We start from the raw sequence: 13,528 nt of genomic DNA on the forward strand, positions 1-13,528 counted from the left end.
GGGCGCGATCATAGCATCGGGTAAATCGCGGCGTGGCGGTTCGCGGTTAAATCCGCCCCCGCAGGAGCGGATTTATCCGCGAAAAACTCACCCCCCGTCAATGCGAATGCCGCGGCACCTCCGACCCCCGGCAACCCACGAGGAAGTCAAAGTCGCAGCCTTGGTCGGCCTGCATCACGTGGTCGATGTACAACTGCCGGTAACCACCGATCAAATTGTGCTTGGGCGGCTGAATATCGGCCAGCCGCGAAGCCAATTCGGCGTCGCTGATGTCCAGGTGCAAGCGCCCGGTCGCGCAGTCCAGCTCAATGTAGTCACCTTCCTGCACCGCCGCCAAAGGCCCGCCGGCCGCCGCTTCCGGCGCCACGTGCAGCACCACGGTACCGTAGGCGGTGCCGCTCATGCGCGCATCCGAGATACGCACCATGTCGGTCACGCCCTGGGCCAGCAGCTTGGCTGGCAAGCCCATGTTGCCGACTTCAGCCATGCCCGGATAACCCTTGGGCCCGCAGTTTTTCATCACCAGGATAGAACTGGCGTCCACGTCCAGTTCCGGGTCGTTGATGCGCGCCTTGTATTCGTCGAAATTCTCGAACACCACGGCTCGGCCACGGTGCTTCATCAGCGCGGGGGTGGCGGCCGATGGCTTGAGCACGGCGCCCAGCGGGGCCAGGTTGCCGCGCAACACGCAGATGCCGCCGTCGGCCACCAAGGGGTTGTCGATGGCGCGGATGACTTCGTCGTCGCCATAGATGGGCGAGTTCTGCACGTTGGCCCACAGGCTCTTGCCGTTCACGGTCAGGGCTTCGGGGTGCGGGATCAGGTTGTTTTCGCCCAGGCGGCGGAGCACGGCGGGCAGGCCGCCGGCGTAGTAGAACTCCTCCATCAGGAAGCGCCCGGACGGCTGCAGGTCCACCAGGGTGGGGGTGCCGCGGCCGATACGGGTCCAGTCGTCCAGTTCCAGGTCTACGCCAATGCGCCCGGCAATGGCTTTCAAGTGGATGACCGCGTTGGTCGAACCACCGATGGCGGCGTTCACGCGAATGGCGTTTTCGAAGGCCTCTTTAGTCAGGATTTTTGACAGGCGCAGGTCTTCATTGACCATCTGCACCGCGCGCATGCCCGACATGTGCGCCAGCACGTAGCGGCGCGAGTCCACCGCCGGGATTGCGGCATTGTGGGGCAGGGAGGTGCCCAGGGCTTCAGCCATGCAGGCCATGGTCGAGGCGGTGCCCATGGTGTTGCAGGTGCCGGCCGAGCGCGACATGCCGGCTTCGGCTGAGAGGAATTCGTCCAGGCTGATCTGCCCGGCCTTATAGGACTCGTGCATTTGCCAGACGATGGTGCCGGCGCCGATGTCTTTGCCCTTGTGCTTGCCGTTGAGCATCGGCCCGCCAGTGACGACGATGGCCGGCACGTCGCAACTGGCCGCGCCCATCAACAGCGCCGGGGTGGTTTTGTCACAGCCGGTGAGCAGCACCACGCCGTCGATGGGGTTGCCGCGGATGGCTTCTTCCACGTCCATGCTGGCCAGGTTGCGGGTGAGCATGGCGGTGGGGCGCAGGTTGGATTCGCCGTTGGAAAACACCGGGAACTCCACCGGGAAGCCGCCGGCCTCGATCACGCCGCGTTTGACGTGTTCGGCGATGGTCCGAAAGTGGGCGTTGCAGGGGGTGAGCTCCGACCAGGTGTTGCAGATACCGATGATCGGTTTGCCTTGGAACTGATGGTCGGCGATGCCCTGGTTCTTCATCCAGCTGCGGTACATAAAGCCGTTCTTGTCGGCGGTACCAAACCATTGGGCCGAACGCAGGGTAGGTTTCTTATCAGACATGGTCGCTCTCTTATTGTAAGACTTAATAGCGTTTCTGAAGGCTAAAATAGGCCTAAACGAGCGTCTTGTGAAGAGGTTGTTCGCTAAATAGTAATACTATATAGTCGGTCGCAACCGAGGGCAGCATGATCCTTGGAGGTTCCATAACAACAACAATCGGAGACCACTCCCATGAGCCAGGAACTTGCGCTTATACGGCGCATCACCCTCAAACTGATCCCGTTTCTGATCCTGCTGTACCTGGTGGCCTACGTGGATCGCTCGGCAGTGGGCTTCGCCAAGCTGCACATGGGCAGCGACATCGGCATTGGCGATGCGGCCTATGGCCTGGGCGCCGGGCTGTTCTTCATCGGCTACTTCCTGCTGGAGATCCCAAGCAACCTGATGCTCGACCGCTTCGGCGCCCGCCGCTGGTTTGCGCGCATCATGATCACCTGGGGTGCCATCACCATCGGCATGGCTTTCGTGCAGGGGCCCAACAGCTTCTATGTGATGCGCTTTCTGCTGGGCGCGGCCGAGGCGGGCTTCTTCCCCGGCGTGCTGTACTACATCACCCAGTGGTTCCCGGTGCGCCACCGCGGCAAGATCCTGGGCCTGTTCATCCTTTCGCAACCCATCGCCATGATGGTCACCGGCCCCGTGTCGGGTGGCCTGTTGGGCATGGATGGCATCCTCCAGTTGCACGGCTGGCAGTGGCTGTTCATCGCCATTGGCACCCCGGCCATCCTGCTGACCTGGCCGGTACTGCGCTGGCTGCCCGACGGCCCGAAAAACGTCAGCTGGATGAGCCAAGCGGAAAAGGACTGGCTGGCCGGCGAGCTGCAAAAGGACCTGGACGCCTACGGCCAGACCCGCCACGGCAACCCGCTGCATGCCCTCAAAGACACGCGCGTGTTGCTGTTGGCGTTGTTCTACCTGCCGGTCACCCTGAGCATCTACGGCCTGGGCCTGTGGCTACCGACGCTGATCAAGCAGTTTGGCGGCAGTGACCTGACCACCGGCTTCGTTTCGGCGGTGCCGTACATCTTCGGCATCGTTGGCCTGTTGATCGTGCCGCGCAGCTCCGACCGCCTCAATGACCGTTATGGCCACCTGGCCGTGCTCTACGTGCTGGGCGCGGCAGGCCTGTTCCTCAGTGCCTGGTTGAGTGTGCCGGTGCTGCAGCTGGCAGCGTTGTGCCTGGTGGCCTTCGCGCTGTTTTCCTGCACGGCGGTGTTCTGGACCTTGCCCGGGCGGTTTTTCGCCGGCGCCAGTGCCGCCGCCGGTATTGCCTTGATCAATTCGGTGGGCAACCTGGGCGGCTACATCGGCCCGTTCGTGATTGGTGCGCTCAAGGAGTACACCGGCAACCTGTCCAGCGGCCTGTACTTCCTCACCGGCGTGATGCTGTTCGGCCTGCTGCTGACCGGCGTCGTCTACCGCTTGCTGGAGCGCCGCCACGTGCTGCCGGCCGAGCAATTTGCCGCCAGTGCGCGCAGCGCGCACCCCGGCGCCCGTTCCTGATTTGCCAAGGAGAGATCTGCCATGCGTCTAGTACAGTTTGAATTGAACAACGGCGAACGCCGGGTTGGCCTGGTCAACGACGGCCACGTGCACGAAGTGCAGGGCGCCACCAGCGTGCGCGAATTGGCCCTGGCGGCCATCAAGGCCGGCACTCGCCTGGCGCACCACGTCGACACCCTGGGCCTGGGAGCCAACCACGATTACCGGCAGTTGCTGGATGAGCAACGCATTCTGCCGCCCCTGGACCACCCGGACCCGGCGCACATGCTGGTGACCGGCACCGGCCTGACCCACCTGGGCAGTGCGGCCACCCGCGACAAGATGCACCAGCAGGTGGGCGAAGAAGCGGCTGTCACCGACAGCATGCGCATTTTCAAGTGGGGCCTGGAAGGCGGCAAGCCTGCGCCCGGCACTGCTGGCGTGCAGCCGGAATGGTTCTATAAAGGCGATGGCAGCATCGTGGTGCGCCCCGGCGCCGATTTCCCGGTGCCGCCCTTTGCCGAAGACGCAGGCGAAGAACCTGAGCTGGGCGGGATGTACGTCATCGGCCACGACGGCCAGCCTTACCGCCTGGGTTTTGCCTTGGGCAACGAGTTCTCCGACCACGTGATGGAGCGCAAGAACTACCTGTACCTGGCCCATTCCAAACTGCGCAGCTGCGCCTACGGCCCGGAGTTGCGGGTGGGTGACCTGCCCGAGCACCTGGCCGGTACCAGCCGCATCCTGCGTGATGGCCAGGTGCTGTGGGAGAAGGAGTTCCTGAGCGGCGAAGCCAACATGTGCCACAGCTTCGACAACCTCGAGTACCACCACTTCAAGTACGCGCAATTCCTGCGCCCGGGCGACGTGCACATTCATTTTTTCGGCACCGCCACCTTGTCCTTTGCCGACGGCATCAGCACCCAGCCGGGCGACCAATTCCAGATCAGCCTGGCGGAGTTCGGCGAGCCGCTGGTCAATGGCGTGGGCGAGAGTGCCGCGGTGTTTGCCCCGGGTGGTATCGGCAAGCTCTGACTGCCCCCAGCCCAACTTTCTGGTTGGCACAAAACTGCTCCCCCTCCCTCTGGGGGAGGGCTGGGGGGAGGGGTTTGTGCGCAACACCCCAACAATAACAAGAGGTGCACCATGGCCACTCAAACCGCAACGCTAAGCGCTACCGTCGACGCCCTGGAAGAGCAGCTCTACCGCAAGGTCAACTGGCGCATCGTGCCGCTGTTCATCCTGTGCTTTTTGTTCGCCTACCTGGACCGCGTCAACATCAGCTTCGCCAAGTTGCAGATGCAAAGCGACCTGGGCTTCAGTGAAACGGTCTACGGCCTGGGCGCCAGCCTGTTTTTCGTTGGCTACTTTCTGTTCGAAGTGCCCAGCAACATGCTCCTGCACAAGATTGGGGCGCGGGTGTGGATCGCGCGCATCATGATTACCTGGGGCATCACCTCGGCCTGCATGATGTTCGTGCAGAACGAATTCTGGTTCTACACCCTGCGCTTTCTGATCGGCGTGATGGAGGCCGGTTTCGTGCCTGGCGTGCTGTACTTCTTTACCCAGTGGTACCCCAGTGACCGCCGCGCGCGGGTCAATTCCTATTTCAAAAGCTCGATCTGCCTGTGTGGCATCATCGGCGGGCCGCTGGCCGGGCTGATATTGGGGCATTTGGACGGTGCCTACGGGCTGGCCGGCTGGAAATGGCTGTTTGTGTTGGAGGCCGTTCCTTCGGTTATCCTCGGTTTTGTGGTGTTGTGGCTGGTCAGCGATCGCATCGAGCAGGCCCCCTGGCTTACGTCGCAAGAGAAGCAGCTGATGCTGGCGCGCATGGCCGCCGAGCCCGCCACCGAGGCCTCGCATTCTTTCGCGGGTTTGTGGAAGCACCCCACCACCTACGTGATGTCGGCCATTTACCTGTGCCTGGTAATGGCGCTGACCGGGTTGTTGTTCTGGATGCCGCAACTGATCAAGACCGCCGGCGTCAATGACACGCTAAACATCGGCCTGTTGACCATGGTGCCGTACCTGGGGGCGGTGGTGTTCAACCTGGCCGTCGGCCGCAGCTCCGACCGCCAGGGTGAACGCCGTTGGCACATGGCGGGTTGTGCGTTGTTGACCGCTTTGGGCTACCTGCTGTGCGCCAGTTTTGCCGGCCAACTGGCCCCGCTGATGGTGGGCATGACCTTGATCATGGCCGGGATCATCGCCTGGATGCCGATCTTCTGGACTATCCCGCCGCGCTTTCTCAGTGGCATGGCCGCGGCTGCCGGCATCGCCCTGATCAACTCCCTGGGGCAGTTGGGCGGGGTGATCGCGCCGTTCATGATCGGCCGGGTCAAGGACCTCACCGGAGCTGCCACGCCGGCCCTGTACCTGCTCAGCGCCGTGAGCCTGTTGGCAGTGGGGTTGATCCTGTGGGGCATACCGAAGCGCTACTACACCCCTGTAGGAGCGGATTTATCCGCGAAAAATAGCCTGCGGTCTAACTGAGACACCGCGGCGTACTTTTCGCGGATGAATCCGCTCCTACAGGTGAGGGCCTGTCAATAGCACTGAAGTCAGCCTGGGATGAACCGATTTAGCGCTATCATAGGCACTTTCCTCCAAGCGAATGATGGTCATGACCGGCGTTACCGACACCCTGCTCAGCGTTTTAGAAACCAGCGACATGCTGGAGATCAATGGCCTGCACTGCTTCGATTTCAGCCTGGAAGCCGGCGGGCTGCGGGTGGAGTGCGTGGATGGCCGTGACCTGAAACGCTGGTGGTTCAGCGCAGCCCAAGTCGACGCCGCGCGTTTTGACGGGCAAGCCTGGGACATTTCCGATGACGGCGCTGTCCATCGTCTAGTCTGCATGAGTGCTTTTACCTGCAAAGATGACGACGACGCGGACGAAGACGAGTAACTCCCTTCAGGATAAACAACAATGAAAAAACCCTTTATGCCCCTGTTGCTGGCCAGTGCGATTGGCCTGATGTCTGCCCACGCCATGGCCCATGACGGCGCCGACCTGTTGGTCGGCACCTACACGGGCAATACCAGTGAAGGTATCTATCGCTACAACTTCGACACCAAGACCGGGCAGATCGGCGCCAAGCCGTTGCAGGTGGTCAAAAGCGAAAACCCTTCGTGGCTGACCCTGAGCAAGGATCAGAAGCACTTGTTCGTGGTGAATGAAAACGGCCCCGGCGGCAAGGACGTGGTCGGCAAGGCCAGTTCCTTCACCATCGACCCCAAGACCCATGACCTGACCCAGATCAGCCAGGTCGAAACCAAGGGCGACGAGCCGACGTTCTCAAGCCTGGCCAAGGGCGAGCAGCACCTGTTCGTGGCCAACTACGCGGTGCAACCCGACCCGGGCGGCAGCCTGGCGGTATTGGGCATCGACAGCAAGGGCCAGTTACAGCCCGTGGTGCAGCAAGAGCGCCACGAAGCCTCCAAGGTGAACCCCGAGCGCCAGGCCAGCAGCCACGTGCACTCGGTGGTGTCGAGCCCTGATGGGCGTTTCGTCTACGTTCAAGACCTGGGCGCCGACAAGGTGTTCATCTACCACTACGACGCCAACAACAAGGCCCACCCGCTGACGGCCGCAGCGCCTGGCTCAGTGCAACTGCCCCCGGGTAGCGGCCCGCGCCACCTGCTGTTCAGCAAGGACGGCAAGCACGCCTACCTGACCATGGAAATGAGCGGGCAAGTGGCCGTGTTCGACGTCAAGACCGGCAACCTGGTGCGCAAGCAGTTGGTTGACCTGGCCGCAGGCGCCGCGGCAGACCACAAGGCAGGTGCCGCGCTGCACTTCTCGGCCGACGGCAAGTTCTTGTACGTGACCAACCGCGGCAAAGCCAGCGAAGTGCTGGTGTACAGCGTGAACAAGGCCAGTGGCGAATTGAAAGAGCTGCAACGCCGCTCGGTGGAAGGCGTTGAACCGCGCGAGTTCACCTTCGACCCGTCGGGCAAGTTCCTGCTGATCGCCAACCAGAAGAGCAACCAGATCGTGGTGCTAAAGCGTGACCCGGCCAGTGGCAAGCTGGGCGAGACCGTGCAGAAGTTCGACATCGATGCGCCATCGGATGTGAAATTCCTGGCTCATTGATCGCTGTATGCCCTTGTAGGAGCGGATTTATCCGCGAAAAGAGCGCCGCGGAGTATCAGCTACACCGCGGCGCTCTTTTTCGCGGATAAATCCCCTCCTACGGGCGCAGGCAATGCAATTATCAATCGCGGTGATATTCGCTACTGCTCCAATGAATTTCTAGCGCAGCCACCCCGGGCGTAAGTTTGATCCATGGCCTTACCGGCCACCCAAACCTACCGAATCCGAGGAACAGCGCCATGAACTTCAACCTCTTCTCCATCATCGCCGCTTCTGCCGTTTCCGCCACCGTGGCCCTGCCAGCCCACGCCAACGCGCCCATCAACGAGCAAAAAGCCCACGCCCAGAGCTACACCCAGCAGTACCTGCAGAAAAGCGCCAACTTCTACGCAGCCCTGGACCACAAAACCCAGCACTGAGCGCAGCCAGGCGCGATCCATCGGAAAGCGCCAGCCGTTCGATAAGCAAAACCGATCAGATGCATTGAGAAACGCGACTGGTATTTTTTGACCGGTTGGACGATTCTTCAGGCCTGACAATCGTCGAAGGGGATCCTTCATGGCCAGTTCCATTCTGTCTTCCGCCAAGCACGGCGCCTACCTTGCCATTGGCGTCTACGTCGCGGTGATGTTGGCCGCAACGCTCGCTACCCAGTTCGTCATTTCGCCATGATGGCCTTGAACAGTGTCGTATCGAGGAACGCCTTGATCCATTGTTCCAGCGCACCGTAGGGCGACTGTACGAACCACTGCGGGTCAACCGCACGAAACTGCCGGATGAACGGCGCCACGGCCACATCGGCCAGGCTCAGGTGTTCACCAAACAGAAACCGGTGCTGATGCAAACGCTCGTCCAGTTGCCGGAGGAACACGCAACCCTGCTCGCGATAATGCGCCATGGGCTGTTCCGGGTAGCGCTCGGCGTATTTGTAGTGGTTCAAATGCCCTTTGAACACTTCGTCGTTGTAGCGGATCACATCGGCCATTTCCCGCTGAAGCAATGGGTTGCCGATGCGCTGCCAATCCTCGGGGTCATTCTGGCCTAGCGCCCAGAGCATGATCTGCAAGCTCTCATCGATCACCCCTTCAACGCCCAGGTCCAGCACCGGCACCGTGCCCTTGCCTGACAGCGCGAGCATTTCGGCCGGCTTGGCCTTCAAACTCACTTCGACGACCGAGATTGGCACCTGGCTGTAGCGCAATGCCATGCGCGCACGCATGGCGTAGGGGCAGCGTCGAAAAGAATACAGGATCACCCGCTGACCTCCACCGTGCTCAAGCCATTGCCCTGGCGGCGCACCTGGATCTGCACCGGGATGCGTTCGTGCATTTCTTGCACGTGGGAGATCACCGCCACTTTGCGGCCTTGGGCCTGCAGCCCGTCGAGGGCGTCCATGGCCAGTTGCAGGGATTCGGGGTCCAGGCTGCCGAAGCCTTCGTCGATGAACAGCGATTCGATCTTCAACGTGCTCGAAGCCATGGAGGCCAGGCCCAGGGCCAAGGCCAGGGACACCAGGAAAGTTTCGCCGCCCGACAGCGAATGCACCGAACGGGCCTCGTCGCCCATTTCGGTGTCCACCACCAGCAGGCCGAGCATGCTGCCGCCGCGTTTGAGGCGGTAGCGGCGCACCAGCTGGCGCAGTTGCACGTTGGCGTGGTGTACCAGCAGGTCGAGGTTGTAGGCCTGGGCGATCTTGCGGAAGGCGTCGCCGGTGGCCGAGCCGATCAAGGCCGCCAGGCGTGCCCAGCGCTGGTATTGGCCCAAGGCGCTGTCGATCAATACTTGCAGGTGCTGATTGGCGGCCAGGCGGCGCTGGTCTTCGGCTTGAGCGGCGCGCAGCTCGGCGCAGGCGTCTTCGCAGGCCGCGCAGTCGGCTTGCAGGGCCAGCAGGGCAGTGTCCAGTTCATCGCTGGGCAAGGCGCCATTGGCCTGGGCCTGGTGGGCCTGAAGTTTCTGCTGGCGCTCTTGCAACAAGGTTTTCGCCTGTTCCAGGCCAGTGTCGCTTTGCTGCAGTTGCTGGCGCAGGGCGGCCAATTGTTGCGCGTCGAAACTCAGCAGGGCGTGCAAAGCCTCGTCGGTGAGTTGGGGGTGCTGGCTGCGCCACTGGTCGATGATGGCGTGCAGGGCTTGCAGGCTCTGTTGTTGGTTGAGTTGCTGCTCGGCCAGTGATTTGAGCTCGCTGGCCACCTGTACGGTTTCGGTCAACACCGCTTGCAGTTGCTGGCCCGCCTGGTGGTCACTGTGACGGGCGTGCTGCACCGACTGGTCCACCTGGGTTTGCCAAGCCTGTGGGTCGGCGTGGTCGCCCAACAACTCGCCGAGCCGTTGTTGGCAGGCCTGGCGTTGCTGCTGCGCGTGCTCGGCCTCTTGGCGCAATTGCAGCAGACTCTGTTCGCGGCCTTGTTGCAGCAACTGCTGCTGGTCGATCCGTTGCCGACGCTGGTCGTTCTCCTGTTGTTCGCCCTGGCGCTGATCGAGCTGTTCCAGGCGCGCGGCCACGGCCTGGTCCAGGTGCAGGAAGGCATTTGCGGCGTCCTCGACAAACGCTTGCACGCGGGGAGGCGGCAGCACGCTGGCGAAGGCGTCGAGCTCTTCGTCCAGGCGTTGCTGGTCGTGCGCCATTTGCTGGCGTTGTTCGGCCAGTTGCTGCTGGCCGGTGTGTTGGGCCTGCTGGCTGGCCTGCAGTTGTTGCGCCAGGCGGCCCGTGTCTTGCTGCAGGGTGAGCAGGCGTTGTTGCGCGTGCTCGTCGGCGCCAAGCTCGGCGGCCAGCTGTTGCAGATGATCGTTCAAACCGGCCCGGGTGGCGTACAACGGATGGGTCTGCACGGCAGGCAGCAAGGCTTCCTGCTGGGTTTGCAGGGGTTGTTCCTGAGCCTTTAGCTGCTTTTGCTGGTCGATCAGGCCGGCCACTTCGGCGCGTAGCTCGGCCAGCCGTGCCGCGATCCTTTCCACTTCATCTCGGGCCTTGCGCTCTTCGCTGTCGTCATGGCCGGCCAGCGCCTCTAGCAGCGCTTGCGGCTCATGCCACGGGTGCTCGGCGCTGCCGCACACCGGGCACGGCTGATCGCTCTGCAGTTGCCCGCGCAACTCCTCGACGCTGGCACTGCGCGCCAAGCGCTGGCGTTGCAGCAGTTGCACGGTCAGGTCCAGGGCCTGCACCGCCGCCTGGTGGGCGCTTTTCAGTTGCAGCCCTTCGCGGGTGCGCGCGTCGCGTTGTTCCAGAGCCTGTTGCTGCTGGCTGCGCAGGGCTTGCTGGCGTTGATCCAACTCGTCCAGGCGTTGCAGTTGGCGCTGCAGTTCTTCAGCGCTGCGCAGGTGCTGACGATTGCCCTGCAGGCGGGTGGTCAGTTCGGCCAGGCGCGGCACCAAGTCCTGGGCGCTGCATTGGGCGTCGGCATACAGGGCATCCAGACCTTGCTGTTGTTCAGCCAATTGTCGCTCGGCATCGGCTGCGCGTTGGGCCAACAGTGGGAGTTCTTGCTGGCCTTTGCGCAGGCGCGCACTCAGGGTCAGGCTTTGTTGCAGGCGCGGGCGCCAGGCGCTCCAGGCGTCAGCCAGGGCGGCAAGGTCGGTGCTGTGGGTAAGTTGGGCGGCGATACGCTGCAATTGTTGGTCGCTGGCGGCCTGGCGTTCTATCAGGGTGTGCAACGCCTGCTGGCCGTCGCCATTGGCCTGCTCGGCGGCTTTCAGGGCCAGGCCTTGTTCGACGCTTTGCTGGTTGAGCCGGCTCAGGTGGCTGTGCTCATCGAAGGCCTGGCGCAGGCCAGGTGCGGCGGCTTGTTGCGTCGCCAACGCGTGCTCCAGGGCGGCTTGCGCTTGTTGGCGCGCCTGTTGCAGTTCGGCTTGGCGATGTTGCAGGGTATGCGCCGTGGCCTGCAGTAGGGCCGTGCGCTCGGCCAGCGGTGTCAGCGCCTGCTGCAGTTCATCGCGGCGGATAAACAGGTGGCGCTGTGGCGCCAGTTGTTCCAACTGGCTGAGGTTTGCGCGCGCCTCGCTCAAGTGCTGCCAGGCCTGCTCGGCACTGTGCAACTGCTCTTGGGCGGCGTGCTGTTCGCCCTGCAGGCGCAGGCTTTCACGGTGCCAGTGTTGCTGCTGTTCGAGCTGCTTGCCTTTGGCTTGCTGCTCACGCAGCTGCTGCACGGCGTGGTTGTACTGCGCATCCAATTCGGCCCGCGCTTGCGGCTCCAGTGGGGCAATGCCGCCGGCCTGGTCCTGCAGCTGCTTGTGCGCCTCGCGGGCCTCGCGGGCCTTCTCGTAGGCGCGCTTGCCCAGGCGGGTGTAGAGCGCGGTGTCGGTGAGCTTCTCCAGCAGTTCGCTGCGCTCGTTGTCGTCGGCCTTGAGGAAGGCGCTGAATTCGCTTTGGGCCAGCAGCACGGCACGGGTGAATTGTTCGAAATTCAGGCCCAGGCGCGCTTCGAGCAGCGTCTTGTATTCGCCTTTCTGGCTGGCCAGCAATTGGTCGTTGTCCAAGTCGCGCAGGCTCTGGCGGCTGGCCTGCAGCTTGGCGCCAGCCTTGTCGCGGGCGCGGTTGGCTTCCCAGCGGGCGCGGTAGCGGCGCCCGTCGATGCCGACGAAATCCACTTCGGCGTAGCCCGCACCGGTGCCACGGCGCAGCAGGGTGCGCGGATCGCCGGTGGCGATCTCGCCATCGGCGTCCGGCACCTTGGCGTCGCGGCCGGTATTGTTCAGGCGCGGCACGGCGCCGAACAGCGCCAGGCACAGGGCGTCGAGCAGGGTGCTCTTGCCGGCGCCGGTGGGGCCGGTGATGGCGAACAGGCCGGCGCTGGCCAGCGGCTGCGCGGTGAAATCGATTTCGAAGGGCCCGGCCAGCGAGGCGAGGTTTTTCAGGCGGATGGCGAGAATCTTCATGGCTGCTCGGCCTCCTGTTGCACGTCTTGCAGCAGTTGGGCGAAATCGTCCAGGGTGCCCTGGTCCACCTCGTTGCCGTACTGCGCCAGCCAAGCGCGGCTGAACAGCTCTTGCGGGGTCAGTTGGTCCAGGTCGATCAGCGCGGCACTGTCGTTGCCATCGGCGTGGGCGCTACCGGCGTATTCGGCCGCGATGCGCACCAGGCGCACGGCCTTGTTCGAAAGGGCCGTCTCGATCTGCTGGCGCAGGTCGGGTTGCGGCTCGTCCAAAATCACGCGGACTTCAAGCCAAGGCTGGCGGGTGACTTCGGCCAACAGGTCGAGCTCCGGCAGTTCGGCCAGTTGCGCCAGCAGTTGGGCCAATGGCAACGGGCCGATGCGCTTGAGATCGACGGCGCGGGGGATCAGCAGCGTGTCGACGCTGACCAGTTGCTCGCCCTGGCACACCACGTCGAGGATCTGGTGCGGGTAGTCGATCTCTGAGAACGACAGCGGGATGGGCGAGCCGCAATAGCGAATGCGCTCCTCACCGTTGACTCGCTGCGGCTTGTGCAGGTGGCCCAGGGCGACGTAGCTGATGGCTTCGCCGAACAGGCTGGCCGGCAGCGCTTCGGCAGTGCCGATGATCAGGCTGCGCTCCGAATCCTGCGACACCGAGCCGCCGGCCATGTGTGCGTGGCTGATGGCAATCAGTGCCTGGCCAGGCTGGCGCTTGGCTTGGGCTGCGGCAATCAGCCGTTCATGGACCTGGCCAATGCCCCTCAGATAGTCGTCGCCCAAGTGTGCGCCGGTGACTTCGGCCGGGCGCAAAAACGGCAGCGCCAGGCACCAGGCGGCGGTGGCGCCGCTGGCATCGGGCAAGGGGATCAGCAAGCGCTCGCTGTCGAGCACGCCGTCCTCCAGCCACAACACCCGGCCCAGGGCGTGGGTGCGCAAGCGGCGCATCAAGGGTGCCGGCAGCTCGATGCGTGAGCCGGAGTCGTGGTTGCCGGCGATCATCACGATGGTCAGCAGCGGCAGTTGTTCATGGGCGCCGACGATGAAGTCGTACAGGCGCTCCTGGGCTTTGACCGGCGGGTTGACCGTGTCGAAGATGTCCCCGGCGATCAGCAGCACGTCGGGCTGGCGCTCGCGCAGTTGCTTGAGCAGCCAGTCCAGAAAACAGGCGTGCTCGAAGTCGCGGTCTTGGCCATGGAGGCTTTGGCCCAAGTGCCAGTCGGAGGTGTGGAACAGACGCATGAGTCA

The 13,528-nt window shown here is 63.4% G+C and carries 10 protein-coding genes; 6 read left to right on the forward strand and 4 right to left on the reverse strand.

Going from position 1 to position 13,528, the window contains the following annotated elements; translation table 11 throughout:
* Positions 1-97 precede the first annotated feature (97 nt).
* A complete protein-coding gene (locus tag L9B60_RS21030) occupies positions 98-1,834 on the reverse strand; it encodes an IlvD/Edd family dehydratase (protein WP_249672820.1) in 1,737 nt (578 codons plus the stop codon).
* A gap of 171 nt (positions 1,835-2,005) precedes the next feature.
* On the opposite strand from L9B60_RS21030, the gene L9B60_RS21035 reads away from it, so the two are divergent.
* From L9B60_RS21035 to L9B60_RS21060, 6 genes are all read left to right on the forward strand, one after another.
* Positions 2,006-3,337: an MFS transporter gene (locus L9B60_RS21035; protein ID WP_249672821.1), complete on the forward strand. Its 1,332-nt coding sequence runs from the start codon at positions 2,006-2,008 to the stop codon at positions 3,335-3,337.
* Between the two features lie 21 nt (positions 3,338-3,358).
* The gene (gene araD1 / locus L9B60_RS21040; protein ID WP_249672824.1) at positions 3,359-4,351 is read left to right on the forward strand and encodes an AraD1 family protein; all 993 of its coding nucleotides are present in this window, start codon (positions 3,359-3,361) and stop codon (positions 4,349-4,351) included.
* A gap of 111 nt (positions 4,352-4,462) precedes the next feature.
* Entirely contained in the window at positions 4,463-5,812 is a 1,350-nt protein-coding gene (locus tag L9B60_RS21045; protein WP_249672825.1) for an MFS transporter, read from the forward strand.
* Positions 5,813-5,942: 130 nt separating this feature from the next.
* On the forward strand, positions 5,943-6,227 hold the full coding sequence (locus L9B60_RS21050) for a DUF5629 family protein (RefSeq protein WP_249672827.1): 285 nt from the start codon (positions 5,943-5,945) through the stop codon (positions 6,225-6,227).
* 21 nt (positions 6,228-6,248) lie between these two features.
* On the forward strand, positions 6,249-7,415 hold the full coding sequence (locus L9B60_RS21055) for a lactonase family protein (protein WP_249672829.1): 1,167 nt from the start codon (positions 6,249-6,251) through the stop codon (positions 7,413-7,415).
* A 239-nt stretch (positions 7,416-7,654) separates the two neighbouring features.
* Positions 7,655-7,834: a hypothetical protein gene (locus L9B60_RS21060; RefSeq protein ID WP_249672831.1), complete on the forward strand. Its 180-nt coding sequence runs from the start codon at positions 7,655-7,657 to the stop codon at positions 7,832-7,834.
* Positions 7,835-8,073: 239 nt separating this feature from the next.
* Here the strand turns inward: L9B60_RS21060 and L9B60_RS21065 are convergent, their stop codons facing one another.
* From L9B60_RS21065 to L9B60_RS21075, 3 genes are read right to left on the reverse strand one after another with little or no spacing between them, the layout of a single operon-like run.
* A complete protein-coding gene (locus tag L9B60_RS21065) occupies positions 8,074-8,670 on the reverse strand; it encodes a glutathione S-transferase (RefSeq protein ID WP_283780520.1) in 597 nt (198 codons plus the stop codon).
* Positions 8,667-12,284, reverse strand: a complete 3,618-nt coding sequence (locus tag L9B60_RS21070) for an AAA family ATPase (RefSeq protein ID WP_249672832.1) — start codon at positions 12,282-12,284, stop codon at positions 8,667-8,669. Before L9B60_RS21070 ends, L9B60_RS21065 begins: the two co-directional genes overlap by 4 nt.
* Positions 12,281-13,522, reverse strand: coding sequence for an exonuclease SbcCD subunit D C-terminal domain-containing protein (locus tag L9B60_RS21075; protein ID WP_249672834.1), 1,242 nt, complete (start codon positions 13,520-13,522; stop codon positions 12,281-12,283). Before L9B60_RS21075 ends, L9B60_RS21070 begins: the two co-directional genes overlap by 4 nt.
* Between the last annotated feature and the right edge of the window lie 6 nt (positions 13,523-13,528).

The sequence above is a fragment of the Pseudomonas abieticivorans genome (genome assembly GCF_023509015.1).
Taxonomy (GTDB): Bacteria; Pseudomonadota; Gammaproteobacteria; order Pseudomonadales; family Pseudomonadaceae; genus Aquipseudomonas; species Aquipseudomonas abieticivorans.

What these genes read in the sequence shown, in the direction of transcription:
- L9B60_RS21060 (WP_249672831.1), top strand. Translation starts at nt 7,655, where the DNA reads ATGAACTTCAACCTCTTCTCCATCATCGCCGCTTCTGCCGTTTCCGCC.
- L9B60_RS21045 (WP_249672825.1), top strand. Translation starts at nt 4,463, where the DNA reads ATGGCCACTCAAACCGCAACGCTAAGCGCTACCGTCGACGCCCTGGAA.
- araD1 (WP_249672824.1), top strand. Translation starts at nt 3,359, where the DNA reads ATGCGTCTAGTACAGTTTGAATTGAACAACGGCGAACGCCGGGTTGGC.
- L9B60_RS21030 (WP_249672820.1), bottom strand. Translation starts at nt 1,834, where the DNA reads ATGTCTGATAAGAAACCTACCCTGCGTTCGGCCCAATGGTTTGGTACC.
- L9B60_RS21055 (WP_249672829.1), top strand. Translation starts at nt 6,249, where the DNA reads ATGAAAAAACCCTTTATGCCCCTGTTGCTGGCCAGTGCGATTGGCCTG.
- L9B60_RS21070 (WP_249672832.1), bottom strand. Translation starts at nt 12,284, where the DNA reads ATGAAGATTCTCGCCATCCGCCTGAAAAACCTCGCCTCGCTGGCCGGG.
- L9B60_RS21075 (WP_249672834.1), bottom strand. Translation starts at nt 13,522, where the DNA reads ATGCGTCTGTTCCACACCTCCGACTGGCACTTGGGCCAAAGCCTCCAT.
- L9B60_RS21050 (WP_249672827.1), top strand. Translation starts at nt 5,943, where the DNA reads ATGACCGGCGTTACCGACACCCTGCTCAGCGTTTTAGAAACCAGCGAC.
- L9B60_RS21035 (WP_249672821.1), top strand. Translation starts at nt 2,006, where the DNA reads ATGAGCCAGGAACTTGCGCTTATACGGCGCATCACCCTCAAACTGATC.